Below are 13,622 nucleotides of genomic sequence, written 5' to 3'. Positions count from 1 at the left end.
CCATGAAAGTTCTTTTCTACACCTCCCTTTTATTTTTTTGCTTTCATTTAAGCGCACAAACACCAAAACCCTCTGAGGGCTATCAATGGGTTGTTAACGAAAAGTTCTCGGATGAGTTTAACGGCTCAAAAATAGATGCCAAAAAATGGTACGATCGTTCACCTTATTGGGTAAATGGTAGGCCGCCGGCCACTCTTAGGGCGTATTCGGTTTCTGTCAAGGATGGCAATCTTCAAATAAAAAACTCGGTCCTGGAGGGTGACAGCATTTACAACATAGCCGGTGGAGCAGTCGCTTCAGTGGCCCGGGATGCCCATTATGGTTATTATGAATCGCGTATAAAGGCCTCCAGTATCTCCATGTCCTCCACATTTTGGTTAAAGAACAAAAGGATCAAAAATGGTTGTGTTACCGAACAACAGGAGTTGGACATTGTTGAAATCGTAGGCCAGCAGAAAAGGGCCGGTGATTTTAGGACCACCATGAAGTCCAACGCCCATTTTATAGATACGCCCTGTGATGGTAAGGAGAAGTATATCTCGGCCCCAGGGCCCGGTGCTAAAATTAAGCCCCCGGCCAATGAGGCCTATCATGTATATGGTCGTTGGTGGGTGGATGCCACTACGCTTCATTTTTATCTGGACGGTAAATTTGTATATACCATCAATCCAAGTACGGCTATACGAGAAGATCCTTTTTATCGTCCTATGTATATGCACTTGGTCACCGAAACCTACAACTGGGAAACTCCCCCGACCCCAGAGGAATTAGCGGATGATTCTAGGAATACTACCTATTACGATTGGGTAAGGGCTTACACCTTGGAACCTGTTGACTAACTTAAAGATTTTCTTAGTCTCCAAACAATAACGGGAAAAATTTGCCCTCCATCCTATTTCCCTTCGGGATAGGTGGTACCCCGGCCAAAAGCTCATCATTGGTGTTGCTTACTGTACCGTCGGCAAAAACATTGAGGACAAAGGCCCTACGGCTTATATGGGATTTGTTCTCATAGGAACCGTGTACCATCAACGGATGGTGAAAGGCAGCGTATCCCTTCTTAAGCTCAATGGCCACAGGGTTTTTGAACTGTTCCTTTTGTTCATCGGTAAGATACTCCATCAATCCGTTCATATCACCGGCCAACGCAGGTGCATCCAATAAGCCCCATTTATGGCTTTTGGGAATATAGTGTAGGCATCCATTTTCGACGGAGGCATCGTCCAACCCCGTCCAACAGGTCAAGTGTTGCATGGCAACGGTCCTTGTCCAGTAGGAATAGTCCTGATGCCACGCCACTACTCCCCCATGCTTTGCCGGCTTACAGAACAGTTGATCGTGCCAAAACCGAACAGGTCTATTTTCCAATAATTGATAGGCCGCCATTACAAAAGCAGGGTTCCATAAAATATCATGAAACCCTGGGGTAATGCGCCAATGGCCCAAGGAATGGAATAAAACCGAGTTTGGGTCTTCAGATTCGTTACTTTGGAACTCATAAAACAAGTGGTGCGCAGGGTGGTGCGGGTCTATGACTTCTTCCAATTCCCTTCTCAAAACCTCTATCTGGGCATCGTCCAACATTTTGATACCGGCCAAATAACCGTACTCATGAAAGTGGGCAACTTGTTCATCATTTAACCTATATTGATCCCATTCTTCGGATGTTTTTGGGAGCTTAAAAAGATCCGATATCAATCCATGCTCATCCGCCAAATCCTTTACCGATTCCATACTACCTAATTTTATGATTTTACTATTTGTTTATTGATATATAAAGATAATGTACAAATCTATTGTAACCCTCCAAAAAAACGAAGTGTATCCTTAATGTGCTCCGCCCAATAGATCCATTCATGTTCTCCTGGATATTCCTCATAAATATGATCTATGGCATGGTCCAGTAATTGTTGGTGCAATTTTCGATTGTAATCTATCAGCAGATCTTCCTTCCCACAATCGAACCTTAGCTTTGGCAAGTTATTCGGGTTTTCCTGAATTAGGGACCAGACCGAGTTTTCCTTTTCATCTCCTTGGAGATAAGCTTCCAAGGGTTCCTCTACGAACAAGGGCATCTGATCTAAATCCGTAATGGCAGAATGTGCCGATATGGCCTTGAACTTCTCACTATATTTTATTCCTAGACGCAAGGCGCCAAATCCGCCCATGGACAATCCGGAAATAAACATAGCTGAGTTTTCACTGACCGAAGGAATGTTTTCCCTCACAGCCTGGGGAACATCTTCAACGATCCATTTTTCAAAGTTACGTCCATCATGGGGCACGTATCCGGAACCATCACCCCATAACCCGTCCGAAGGCATAGCTATGACCATTGGAGGTATTTCACCATTTTTCATCATTTGCCAAGCGGACAAATGCACTCCTGCTTTTTGCGACCATACCCAGGCACTGCCATAAACGCCATGTAAAAGTATGACCAAGGGCAGGTCTTCAAGGGCTTCCAATGGGGGTACAAATACACAAATGTCCCCACGTCCTTTTAAATTTGGCGTTTTTACGGTTATAAACCTTAGGTTTCCATTCTCGAAACCGGGGTCGGACAACTCGGTAGTTCTAAACATCTTTTTCTTTTCTAATCAAAAAGGATTACACCTTTGGCATTCCTACCCGCTAACATATCATCAAAAGCTTGTTGGAGGTTCTCCAACGGATAGGTTCGAGTAATCATTTCATCCAATTTAAGGATTCCGGACTCATAATGGGACACTATTTTCGGAAAATCGCGTTCAGGATTGCAGCCGCCATATAGCGGATTGATATAGATTTTATCCCATTCAAACAGATTCATATCAATTACAATTTCCTGCTCTATCCCACTTACTTGAACAGCGGTACCTGCATTTCTTACCATGGCCAAGGGAGCAGCACCAAGCTCGGGCACGGCGGTACACTCAAAAGCATAATCGGCACCTCGCCCGTCGGTCATTTGCCGTACCTTTTCAGCGGCCTCCAATAGTCCTTTATCTTTTTTATTCGCTTTTAACAGATGGGTGGCCCCAAAGATTTGGGCCATTTGCAAGCGTTGCTCGTTGATATCGATGGCAATAATCTTTGAGGCTTTGTTAATTTTTGCACCCTGAATCACACTCAATCCTACCCCTCCCGTTCCCAAAACTACAACAGAACTATTTTCCTTTACTTTTGCGGAATTTATTACGGAACCATATCCGGTCATTACTCCGCAACTAATAATACTGGCGGCAGGAAATGAAAGTTTATCCGAAGGGTTCTTTACGACCGCAGAAGCTTTTACCAAAGCATATTCCGACAAGGTCCCAATATTAAAGGAGCGTTCTATAGGTGTATTCTTCCATGTGGTACCTTCCAAATGGGCATGGCCTTCCGTATATCCATTGGCTCCAGCAACTACAGGGGAGTTGTTTTCGCATATGTGTTCATTTCCCTCCTTACATTGAAAGCAACTTCTACAGGGTGTCGCCCAATTCAAGATTACGCTATCCCCAACGGCTACATTTTTCACCTGGGCGCCAATTTCTTCAACGATTCCTGCACCTTCATGGCCCATAACTATCGGCTTTCCCCAATGTAAGGAGTCATGATCCGTATGACAAAGTCCCGCTGCCTTGATCTTCACCAAGACCTCGTCCGATTTGGAATCGCTCAAGTTTACATGATCTATAACAAAATTACCATCTCCCGTGGCAATTGCACTTTTGGAATGTAAGGACATATTTATTCTTATCTAGATAATCGAGATTGATCTTTAAGTTAACGGTTTTATGTGAACCAATTTTTGGCAAACAAAAAATTATTCTGCCAAAAGGTTAGATGGCTTAAATTCAATGGAGGAATCCAAAAGTTTGGAGGTATCGATTTTCTCACCACTTTTGATGAATTTAGTACCATAGACATAGGCCTTGGCATTATTCACGGCATCTACCGCCAATAACGTATCACCTTTGAAATACCAAATGGAAAAGCAGTTGTCACGATTTACCTCCTTGCGCACCAAAGCTCGGTCGTATCCCTCCGAGAGTCCTACCATTTGTAGCTTTACGTCATATTGATCGGACCAAAACCAAGGTATGGTATCATAAATCGGTTCCTTTCCACAAATAGCCGCGGCGGCCACTTTAGCTTGGTCTACTGCATTTTGTACACATTCCAAACGAATAAAACGATCATAGTGCGGGTTATAATGAAATGTACAATCACCAATGGCATAAATATCCTTGTCATTTGTACGGGCCATGGAATTTACACGAATTCCATTTTCGATATCCAATCCCGCTTCCTTGGCCAGCTCCTGGTTTACACGAATACCGCAACCTAGTATAAGGATATCCGCAATATAACGCGAACCGTCTGTACAAAGAACTTCGTTATATCCTTTTTGGGTCTCAATGGCCTTCACATCTTTAGCGGTTAAAATCGGAACCTCATTTTCCGTATGCAATTCCTTAAAGAAATTTGACATTTCAGGGGCCGTTACACGGGCCAAAACGCGTTCTTCACGTTCCAAAACTGTTACATCAGCTCCTGTTTTTTTTAATGAGGCGGCTGCTTCCAAGCCTATGTAACCACCCCCAATAATAACTATCCGTTTACTTTTACTATGTTTTAAGGCAGACCGAATATCAGCAATGTCCTTGGCACTGCGTATCAGGAAAACGTTTTTGGAAGTATCGATACCCGGAATAGGAGGGATAATCGGACGGGCACCCGTAGCGATTACCAATTTGTCATAGGGTTGGACATCTCCATCTTCCAAGATAATGGTATGTGCTTCTTTATTAATGGTGGAGACGGTAGTACCAAGACGTAGGGTAATCCCTTCTTTCTTATAACTCTCCTCGGGCTTTAACAGATTTTTTTCAATAGTATCCCCATTGGTCAAATAGGTTTTGGACAAGGGTGGCCTATGGTAGGGCAGCTCCGGGTCTGAATCAAATAGTAAGATTTCACCGTCCCAACCTTCCCGACGTAGCGAAAATGCAAAGTTTACTCCGGCGTGGCTGGCTCCCAAGACTACACATATCCTATTACTGAAACGACTTTCGGCCATTAGTTAGTAATTGATCATTTGGCTACACGTAGCACTATACCATCCAAAGCATCACTTATCGCCAACTGGCAACCCAAACGGCTATACGCATCGGCATTGTCATCCAATTCCAACATATCTTTTTCAATTTCACTCGCCTCACCTGTTTTGGAAATGTCCTCTGGAGAAACATGGACGTGACAGGTTGCGCAGGAACAGACCCCTCCACAATCGCCATCAATGCCCTGGATGCCATTGTTGACCGCCAATTCCATAACCGAACCGGAATCACCCTCTACGATATGGGTTTCGTTATCGCTGGTGATAAATGTAATTTTTGCCATATTTGATTCCTATTTTGTTAAACTGTTGAATTTTACATGAATTTTTTCATACCCTACCTTTCTTTGGAACTCGTCCAAATCCTCTACGTTTTCCTTGTAGTCCACGATTTCGATTGAATCTACCTTTTCCGCCAATGCGGCAATCAACGTTTTCATGATTTGGCGGGCATGCGTTGCACCTAAACAATTGTGATGGCTAAAACCAAAGCTCACATGTGGATTGATCTTACGGTCCAGCACTATTTCATTAGGTCTCTCGAATACCGAAGCATCCCTATTAGCCGATGCCCAACATAAGGAAATACGGCTATCAGCTTTGATGGCATGCTCACATACTTGAGTATCTTCGGTCACCACACGTCCCATTTGAGTTAAAGGCGAAAAATAACGCATCAACTCCTCTACGGCATTGCCTATAATTTCGGGTTCGTTGCGTAACCGTTCAAGTGATTCGGGATGTTCCGCAAAATAAGCAATGGAATTCGTTACTGCGTTGATAACCGTATCCCGTCCACCGGCAAAGGTAAGCACCATTACACCCTTCACTTCTTCTTTCGTTAGCTTCCTGCCATCTACCTCGGATGCCAATAAAACGGAGTAAAGGTCTTCTCCCGGATGTTGGATGGCATGCTCAATCTGTTCATCGATATAGTCATAAAGAATGGCCGCCTTGTCACCGTCAAGCGCAGTTTCCTCACTACGAAAAACATGGGTGCCCCAAGAAATCCAAGTCTCGGCCTCCGAGAAAGGTATATTCAATAAAAGAGTCAATGCATGGGATTGTATGGGCAAGGAAAATTCATTGACCACCTCCACAGTACCCGTTGAAAGTACAGTATTGATCGCCGTGTATATTTGTTCCTTTAATTGCTCCTGATACTCCGATTGCAATGGCCTCTTGAACCAAGGCTCCACAAGTGCCCGGAACTTACCATGTTCGGGAGGATCCAATTCAAAAGGAACCTGGCGTGTATCCCTAATATTAACTTCAGACGGCACTACGATTCGCCCCGGAGTCGCTCCGGATATAAAGGTTTTGTAATTATGGGCCGACTTACGTACATCCTTATGACATAAAAGCATAACTACCGGATCGTCTTGATCGTTCATCTCACCATACCCTTTATTTATACGTGCCTGTTCAAAAGGATCTTGAAGTTTGCTTTTTTTCATTTTACATCTTTATAAACGTTATCGTTACTCCTTGGTTACAAAAATTGCTAGAAAAATAGCAGCATGCTTCTCTTTTTTTGACCAATAAGTAAACTATTCTGTATATATTATACTAAATTTCATGTTTTTGAGCTAAAATAAAGTATAAATAAAGATAGTTGCCGACTTAATTTTTAATACGGGAATCGGTCATACATAGCTTAATATCTTAAAATCCGGTAATGAAACCCATTTTAGAACCCATACATCTGGACAAGCAGCAAACCATAACAGGGTTTTGTTTTGCGAAGAAAAATTTTGAAACACCTTGGCATTTTCATCCACAGCACGAACTTACCTATATTGAAGAAAGTGTAGGCACCAAATTCATTGGGGATTATGTGGGTTCCTATGAACCTGGTGAATTGGTCCTTGTACGTTCCAACTTACCGCATTGTTGGAAAAATCAAGTGCAATTGGAAGGACAATCCAAATCGGTGGTGGTACAATGGGACAAAGGTATATTTGTAAAAGTACCTGAATTGGCCCCAGTTTTTAAAATGCTAAAAACTGCTTCCAAAGGAATCATTTTTGATAAAAACGAAACTTTACCTCTAATTAAGTCATTTAAGAAGCTGCCTCAGTTGAAAGGGCACGATTTGTACGTTCGATTGTTGACCTTGTTGGTGAAGTTATCAAATTGCAAATATGAGACCCTTTCCGAAACTAGCTTTACAGATGATATTCCTACCGAGTACGGTAACCGAATGACAAAAATCCACGATTTTGTTGGTACGCATTTCAATCGGAAAATCTATCTAAGGGAATTGGCAGGACTGGTAAATATGTCCGAACAGTCCTTTTCCCGTTTTTTCAGTAGAATGATGGGACGTCCCTTTTTTGCCTTCCTCAACGAATATCGCATCAATATGGCCGCGCGTATGTTATTGGATACGGACCATTCTATTTCGCAAATAGGATTTTCCTGCGGTTATGAAAGTCTTCCCTTTTTTTATAGGCAATTCAAAAGAATAATGGGGTCTTCACCTTTGGTGTATCGGAAAAAATTTTCTTCGAATTTTACCAAGTAATACATCTAAAGCTGGCCTACCTCTAGTAAAATTGGGACAAATATCCACAAATAACCATTTGTTGCAGTCATTTGAACATAAGGTATTTTGGTTTCCCTCCAAAAACTTCAACTTAGCTCTAGTTTTAATGGCCGAAGTGCCCTCTAACCAACTTTTTTACATGAAGATTTCAAAACATTTTTTTGGTTTATTTCTTATTATTTCAATATTGTTTTCCTGTGGAGGTAAAAATGAAAAACAGGTAGCGCAGTCTTCCGCAAATAATAAAGCTCCAGTTTTTGAGCCAAATTGGGAGTCCATTAAAAAGAACTACAAAGACCCGGAGTGGTTCAATGATAGTAAATTCGGGATTTTTATTCATTGGGGAGGGTATTCGGTACCGGCCTATGGCTCGGAATGGTATCCGAGGCAGATGTATATGGACACGGCCAATTTTTCGGCACAACTTAAAAACTTGGGCGACGGGCCCACCGAGATTTATCTACACCATAAAAAGAAATGGGGCGATCAAAAAACATTTGGCTATAAGGATTTCATCCCTATGTTCAAAGCAGAAAAATTTGACCCTGTAAGCTGGATCGATCTTTTTAAGAAGGCCGGGGCAAAATATGTAATCCCTGTAGCGGACCATCATGATGGTTTTGCCATGTATAAATCCAACACCACGCGCTGGAATGCCATGGATATGGGACCCAATCGCGATGTCCTTGGAGAGCTCTTTGCAGAAGGAAGAAAGCAAGGGCTCACTATGGGGGCGTCATCCCATTACGCGTTCAACTGGTCTTTTTACAATAAAAAGGACCGTTTTGATACCGTTGATCCGGAGTATTCGGATTTATACTCCAAAAAGGGAAAAGATGTTACCGAGCCGGTATCGGATGAATTTAAAAAATTATGGTGGGATAGAACCGTAGATCTCATCGACAACTATAAACCTGATATCCTTTGGTTCGATTTCTATTTGGATATCCCGGATTTTGAGGCGTATCGCCCAAAAATAGCGGCCTACTATTATAATAAAGGTATTGAATGGGGCAAAGAGGTGGTCATAAACGATAAAAACCTCTATCATGAAGCTTTTCCGGAAGGTACGGTGATTTATGACCTGGAACGGGGAAAACTTCCGGGCATTCGCAAACTGCCTTGGCAAACGGATACGTCTATTGGAAAGAATTCTTGGGGCTATGTAACCAATGAAGAGGCCAAAACAGCCAATAGTCTTGTGGATGATTTGGTAGATATTGTTTCAAAAAACGGAAACTTGTTGCTAAACGTGGGTCCTAAACCGGATGGAACTATCCCCGAAGATCAAAAGGAAACCTTGCTACAAATAGGGAAATGGCTGAAAACAAATGGGGAAGCCATCTATGGCACCGAACATTGGAAGACTTTTGGTGAAGGCCCTACCGAAGTAAAAGGAGGGTATATGTCCGAGCATAACGTTAAAAAGGGGTTTACTGCCCAGGATATTCGTTTTACCCAAAAGGGAGACAAACTATACGCCATTCTGTTGGATTGGCCTTCGGATGGAAAAATTAACATAAAAACTTTAGGGACGGATAGTGGATATGCCAAGGATTTGGATATTAAAAGTGTTAGCCTTTTAGGTAGCAGTTCAAAGTTGGATTTTGATCAGACTAAGGAGGGACTTTTGGTTTCCAATATGGGAGAGAAAACCGGAAACTTCGCCTATGTTTTGGAAATTAGGATATAGGCGAATAAAATAGTTAATTGAGTTAGTTTTTTTTAATTTCGGAGCGCGCCCATTTGGTGCGCTCTTTTCGATGTTGAATTTTTAAGCCCAGGAATGGATTACATTGTTTGCGAAAAGCCAGGCGAATTTGTCCTAAAGAAAAAGGACGAACCCAATAAGCAGGTTGGGGAAGCACTCCTCAAAGTTAAAAAAGTAGGAATCTGTGGTACAGATCTACATGCCTATACAGGCAATCAGGCATTTTTTACGTATCCGCGGATTTTAGGACATGAATTGGCAACACAGGTTATCGAAATCGACGATAATCCGCAGGGGATAGGGCCAGGCGATAATGTGGTAATCATGCCCTATGTGAGCTGTAAACAATGTGTGGCCTGCAGAAGTGGGAAGACCAATTGCTGTACCAGTCTTAAGGTCCTTGGCATACATACGGATGGTGGAATGCAGGAACGTATTTCTGTTCCAGTAAATCTTTTGATACCCGCACAAAATTTAAGCGACGACCAAATGGCCGTGGTGGAACCATTGGCGATAGGTGCACATGCAATTAGAAGAGCTCAAGTAGAACATGGTGAAACCATTGTTGTAGTGGGTTGCGGGCCCATCGGTATTGGTATTATGAAATTGGCCCAAATTGCAGGGGCACGTGTAATCGCCATTGATATGAATCAACAACGGCTGGATTATGCAAAAGAAAAAATAGGCATTGATTACACCATACTTGGTGGATCTGATGCAGTTCAAAAAGTTTCGGAAATCACAAAAGGAGACATGGCGATCACTGTTTTTGACGCTACCGGCCACAAAGGAGCCTTGGAATCCGGCCCTGATTATATGGCACATGGAGGGAAATATGTCTTGGTAGGCCTTTCCAAGGGAGAGCTTACTTTTACCCATCCGGCCATCCACGCCAAGGAGTCTTCGATATTGTGTAGTAGAAATGCCACTTTGGAAGATTTTGAATATGTAATTTCCATTTTGGAAAAAGATGAGTTTCCCATCGATTCCTTTATTACCCATAACGTAAGCTATGGTGACATGATAGCCCATTTTGACAACTGGCTTGACCCCAAAAATGGCGTAATTAAGGCTACCGTAGATTTTCAATCGTAACAAATAACAGATTATTGAATTAGAGTTTATGTCAAACACTTTTATACAGATACATCCCGATGACAATATATTGGCAGCCCTGGCAGATTTGCCAAAAGGTACCGCCATTGAACACAACGGTAGTCCGTTTCACCTGATAGGTGAGACCAAGGCAAAACATAAGTTTGCGACCCAAGACCTTCAAGTGGGTGATGAAATCTTTATGTATGGCACTTTGGTCGCCAAGGCCATAAAACCTATTGCCCAAGGAGAGACCATCACTACGGAAAACGTGGTGCATGCTTCCTCGGAATATGCAGTGGGCGAAGAAAAGATGAGTTGGAACACTCCGGATGTCTCTAAATGGAAAAATCGCACTTTTAACGGTTACCACAGAAATGATGGAAGTGTGGGCACTGCCAATTATTGGCTGGTTATCCCAATGGTCTTTTGTGAGAACCGAAATGTGGAGGTTTTGAAATCCTCTTTGTCCAAATCGCTTGGTTATCACACCACGACCGATTTCATAGTGGATACTGAAACGCTAATAAATCAATATAAAAAAGGCGCCTCTACAGATGATCTGCTTGCCACGGAAATCATGAAAACTCCAGAGGACATAAAGCTTACACGTACTTTCCCGAATGTAGATGGGGTAAAGTTTTTGACCCATGAAGGCGGATGCGGTGGATTCCGTTTGGACTCCGACACCCTTTGTAATCTATTAGCGGGATATATTACCAATCCCAATGTGGCAGGTGCAACCGTTCTAAGTTTGGGCTGCCAGAACGCGGAGGTGAAGTTGTTGGAAGAAGCTATAGAAAAAAACAGCCCCAACTTTTCAAAACCTTTATATATCCTGGAGCAGCAAAAAAGTGAGAGTGAACGTCATTTTATCGAAGAAGCGGTCAAAAAGACTTTTCTGGGATTAATCGAGGCCAACAAAACAGAACGTAAGCCCGCTCCTTTACATAACCTCGTCCTAGGATTGGAATGTGGTGGCTCGGATGGCTTTTCGGGAATATCCGCTAACCCGGCCTTGGGATATGCATCGGACTTGTTGGTCGCCCTGAACGGTACCACAGTGCTATCGGAATTTCCAGAGCTTAACGGCGTAGAGCAGGAACTTATCAATCGATGTGAAACGTCTGAAAATGCCAAAAAATTTGCGGAGTTAATGGATTCTTATTCGGCCAAAGCAATGGCCTTGGGGTCTGGTTTTAAGAACAATCCCTCGCCGGGAAACATTAAGGACGGATTGATAACCGATGCGATGAAATCCGCCGGAGCTGCAAAAAAGGGGGGTACTTCACCAGTAACAGACGTCCTGGACTATACCGAAAAAGTAACAAAAAAAGGGCTTAATTTATTGTGTACTCCTGGGAACGATGTTGAAAGTACCACAGGTCTGGCAGGTTCCGGTTGTAATGTAATCTGCTTCACAACGGGATTGGGGACACCCACCGGAAACCCTATAGCCCCAGTAATCAAAATATCCAGTAACAATACCCTGAGCGAGCGTATGAAGGACATCATCGATTTCAATACAGGAAGTATCATCACAGGTAAGGATACCATTGAAAGCATGGGTCAGGAACTTTTGGAATATATTATAAAGGTTGCCAGTGGAGAGGTTGTTCCAGCGGCGGTTCGTTTGGGTCAAGAAGATTTCATCCCATGGAAAAGAGGAATTTCCCTATAATACATAATGTAAATGAATGCATTGAATAGAAGCACATTTTCCGGAAACTCCTATACGGAAAGAATATTACAATTTGGAGAAGGCAACTTTCTTAGGGCATTTGCCAACTGGATGATCCATGAAATGAACCGAAAAGCGGATTTTGACTCGGGAGTCGTAGTAGTACAGCCCATAGAACAAGGTATGGTTCAAATGCTCAACGATCAGGACGGGCTTTACACCCTTTATTTAAATGGTATTAAAAATGGAGAGGCGATTAGCGAACATCAGGTAATAGATTGTATCCAAAGAGGGATAAATCCTTATGAAAATTATGCCGATTACCTGGCAAACGCGGATAATCCCGATTTGCGATTTATCATTTCCAACACCACCGAAGCGGGAATAGCATATTCCAAAATAGACAGCTTAGAAGATTCTCCACAAAAAAGTTTCCCGGGTAAACTGACTGCTCTTCTGCACCGAAGGTTTCAAACCTTTGAAGGAGATTCGGATAAAGGCCTTATCCTAATTCCATGTGAGCTAATCGATAGGAATGGGGATAACTTGAAAAGAATTGTTTTACAGCACGCCAATGATTGGGATTTGAGCAGAGAATTCATTGATTGGATAGAAAAAGCCAATATCTTTTGTAACACCTTAGTAGACCGAATAGTTCCTGGCTACCCCAAGGATAAAATAGAAACTTTGACCCAAGACCTAGGGTATAAAGATAATCTAATCGTTGAAGGTGAACAGTTTCATCTTTGGGTCATAGAGGGACCAGAATCCATACAACAAGAGTTCCCCGCCAAGGAATGTGGATTAAACGTTGTTTTCACAGACAATATGGAACCCTATCGTACCCGAAAGGTACGCATATTAAACGGTGCCCATACCTCATTGGTCCCAGTGGGCTATCTATATGGAATAGATAAAGTTCGGGAGTCCTTAGAGGACTTAACGGTAGGGGCTTTTCTAAAGGACGCCATTTTCAATGAAATCTGCCCTACTTTGGATTTACCTAAGGAAGAATTGGATCAGTTTGCCAATGATGTCTTGGATAGGTTTAGAAATCCCTATTTGGAGCATGCCTTGCTAAGCATTTCATTGAATTCGGTTTCCAAATTCAAGACCAGGGTATTACCATCTATCCTGGAATATATCAAGCGACAAAATGAGTTACCTAAAAGGTTATTGTTTTCATTGGCGGCGTTAATCGCTTTTTACAAGGGGGAAAGAAATGGAGCATCCATTCCTATAAAGGACAACGATGAGGTTCTGGACTTTTTTAAGTCCCAGTGGGCTTCGGGAGACATCTCCTCAATTACCAAAAACACCTTGATGAATATTTCCTTTTGGGGAAAAGATCTTACTGAGTATACAGGGTTATTGGAAGCTGTGGAAAGCAATGTTCAAGATATCGTTGCCCATGGAATGGTAACGGCGTTGACATCGCACCTTAAATCATAATCATGGAATAACCTCGAAACTATCAGAAACATGGATTGGGAGTAGG

The 13,622-nt window shown here is 42.6% G+C and carries 12 protein-coding genes; 6 read left to right on the top strand and 6 right to left on the bottom strand.

The genetic code is table 11. The features are described 5' to 3' along the window. Positions 1-2 precede the first annotated feature (2 nt). Positions 3-839: a family 16 glycosylhydrolase gene (locus D7Z94_RS08080; protein WP_120711984.1), complete on the top strand. Its 837-nt coding sequence runs from the start codon at positions 3-5 to the stop codon at positions 837-839. Positions 840-852: 13 nt separating this feature from the next. Here the strand turns inward: D7Z94_RS08080 and D7Z94_RS08075 are convergent, their stop codons facing one another. From D7Z94_RS08075 to D7Z94_RS08050, 6 genes are all read right to left on the bottom strand, one after another. Continuing rightward, positions 853-1,734 (bottom strand): phytanoyl-CoA dioxygenase family protein, encoded by an 882-nt coding sequence (locus tag D7Z94_RS08075; RefSeq protein ID WP_120711063.1) that lies wholly within the window; start codon positions 1,732-1,734, stop codon positions 853-855. Positions 1,735-1,793: 59 nt separating this feature from the next. Next, positions 1,794-2,585 (bottom strand): alpha/beta hydrolase, encoded by a 792-nt coding sequence (locus tag D7Z94_RS08070; RefSeq protein ID WP_120711062.1) that lies wholly within the window; start codon positions 2,583-2,585, stop codon positions 1,794-1,796. Between the two features lie 11 nt (positions 2,586-2,596). Then, positions 2,597-3,715: a Zn-dependent alcohol dehydrogenase gene (locus D7Z94_RS08065; protein ID WP_120711061.1), complete on the bottom strand. Its 1,119-nt coding sequence runs from the start codon at positions 3,713-3,715 to the stop codon at positions 2,597-2,599. 78 nt (positions 3,716-3,793) lie between these two features. Beyond that, positions 3,794-5,050, bottom strand: coding sequence for an NAD(P)/FAD-dependent oxidoreductase (locus D7Z94_RS08060; protein WP_120711060.1), 1,257 nt, complete (start codon positions 5,048-5,050; stop codon positions 3,794-3,796). A 14-nt stretch (positions 5,051-5,064) separates the two neighbouring features. Further along, entirely contained in the window at positions 5,065-5,373 is a 309-nt protein-coding gene (locus tag D7Z94_RS08055) for a 2Fe-2S iron-sulfur cluster-binding protein (RefSeq protein WP_120711059.1), read from the bottom strand. Between the two features lie 9 nt (positions 5,374-5,382). Beyond that, entirely contained in the window at positions 5,383-6,546 is a 1,164-nt protein-coding gene (locus D7Z94_RS08050) for a cytochrome P450 (RefSeq protein ID WP_120711058.1), read from the bottom strand. A gap of 221 nt (positions 6,547-6,767) precedes the next feature. Here D7Z94_RS08050 and D7Z94_RS08045 point away from each other — a divergent pair, with 221 nt between their 5' ends. The 5 genes from D7Z94_RS08045 to D7Z94_RS25835 all read left to right on the top strand — a co-directional run bounded on the left by D7Z94_RS08045 (position 6,768) and on the right by D7Z94_RS25835 (position 13,576). Then, positions 6,768-7,616 carry an AraC family transcriptional regulator gene (locus tag D7Z94_RS08045; protein WP_120711057.1) on the top strand — a complete coding sequence of 283 codons (849 nt, stop codon included), beginning with the start codon at positions 6,768-6,770 and terminating at the stop codon, positions 7,614-7,616. A gap of 160 nt (positions 7,617-7,776) precedes the next feature. Next, complete coding sequence (locus D7Z94_RS08040; RefSeq protein ID WP_120711983.1) at positions 7,777-9,330, top strand: alpha-L-fucosidase; 1,554 nt, start codon at positions 7,777-7,779, stop codon at positions 9,328-9,330. A gap of 93 nt (positions 9,331-9,423) precedes the next feature. Then, the gene (locus D7Z94_RS08035) at positions 9,424-10,443 is read left to right on the top strand and encodes a zinc-binding alcohol dehydrogenase family protein (RefSeq protein WP_120711056.1); all 1,020 of its coding nucleotides are present in this window, start codon (positions 9,424-9,426) and stop codon (positions 10,441-10,443) included. A 28-nt stretch (positions 10,444-10,471) separates the two neighbouring features. After that, complete coding sequence (locus tag D7Z94_RS25840) at positions 10,472-12,124, top strand: UxaA family hydrolase (protein WP_211341769.1); 1,653 nt, start codon at positions 10,472-10,474, stop codon at positions 12,122-12,124. A gap of 12 nt (positions 12,125-12,136) precedes the next feature. Then, complete coding sequence (locus D7Z94_RS25835; RefSeq protein ID WP_211341768.1) at positions 12,137-13,576, top strand: tagaturonate reductase; 1,440 nt, start codon at positions 12,137-12,139, stop codon at positions 13,574-13,576. Positions 13,577-13,622: the final 46 nt, after the last annotated feature.

It is taken from the genome of Ulvibacterium marinum (genome assembly GCF_003626755.1).
GTDB classification, from domain to species: domain Bacteria; phylum Bacteroidota; class Bacteroidia; order Flavobacteriales; family Flavobacteriaceae; genus Ulvibacterium; species Ulvibacterium marinum.
This window is presented reverse-complemented; position numbering and strand designations above follow the sequence as displayed.

Coding starts and splice junctions, on each gene's coding strand:
- D7Z94_RS08080 (WP_120711984.1), top strand. CDS start 3: ATGAAAGTTCTTTTCTACACCTCCCTTTTATTTTTTTGCTTTCATTTA.
- D7Z94_RS08075 (WP_120711063.1), bottom strand. CDS start 1,734: ATGGAATCGGTAAAGGATTTGGCGGATGAGCATGGATTGATATCGGAT.
- D7Z94_RS08070 (WP_120711062.1), bottom strand. CDS start 2,585: ATGTTTAGAACTACCGAGTTGTCCGACCCCGGTTTCGAGAATGGAAAC.
- D7Z94_RS08065 (WP_120711061.1), bottom strand. CDS start 3,715: ATGTCCTTACATTCCAAAAGTGCAATTGCCACGGGAGATGGTAATTTT.
- D7Z94_RS08060 (WP_120711060.1), bottom strand. CDS start 5,050: ATGGCCGAAAGTCGTTTCAGTAATAGGATATGTGTAGTCTTGGGAGCC.
- D7Z94_RS08055 (WP_120711059.1), bottom strand. CDS start 5,373: ATGGCAAAAATTACATTTATCACCAGCGATAACGAAACCCATATCGTA.
- D7Z94_RS08050 (WP_120711058.1), bottom strand. CDS start 6,546: ATGAAAAAAAGCAAACTTCAAGATCCTTTTGAACAGGCACGTATAAAT.
- D7Z94_RS08045 (WP_120711057.1), top strand. CDS start 6,768: ATGAAACCCATTTTAGAACCCATACATCTGGACAAGCAGCAAACCATA.
- D7Z94_RS08040 (WP_120711983.1), top strand. CDS start 7,777: ATGAAGATTTCAAAACATTTTTTTGGTTTATTTCTTATTATTTCAATA.
- D7Z94_RS08035 (WP_120711056.1), top strand. CDS start 9,424: ATGGATTACATTGTTTGCGAAAAGCCAGGCGAATTTGTCCTAAAGAAA.
- D7Z94_RS25840 (WP_211341769.1), top strand. CDS start 10,472: ATGTCAAACACTTTTATACAGATACATCCCGATGACAATATATTGGCA.
- D7Z94_RS25835 (WP_211341768.1), top strand. CDS start 12,137: ATGAATGCATTGAATAGAAGCACATTTTCCGGAAACTCCTATACGGAA.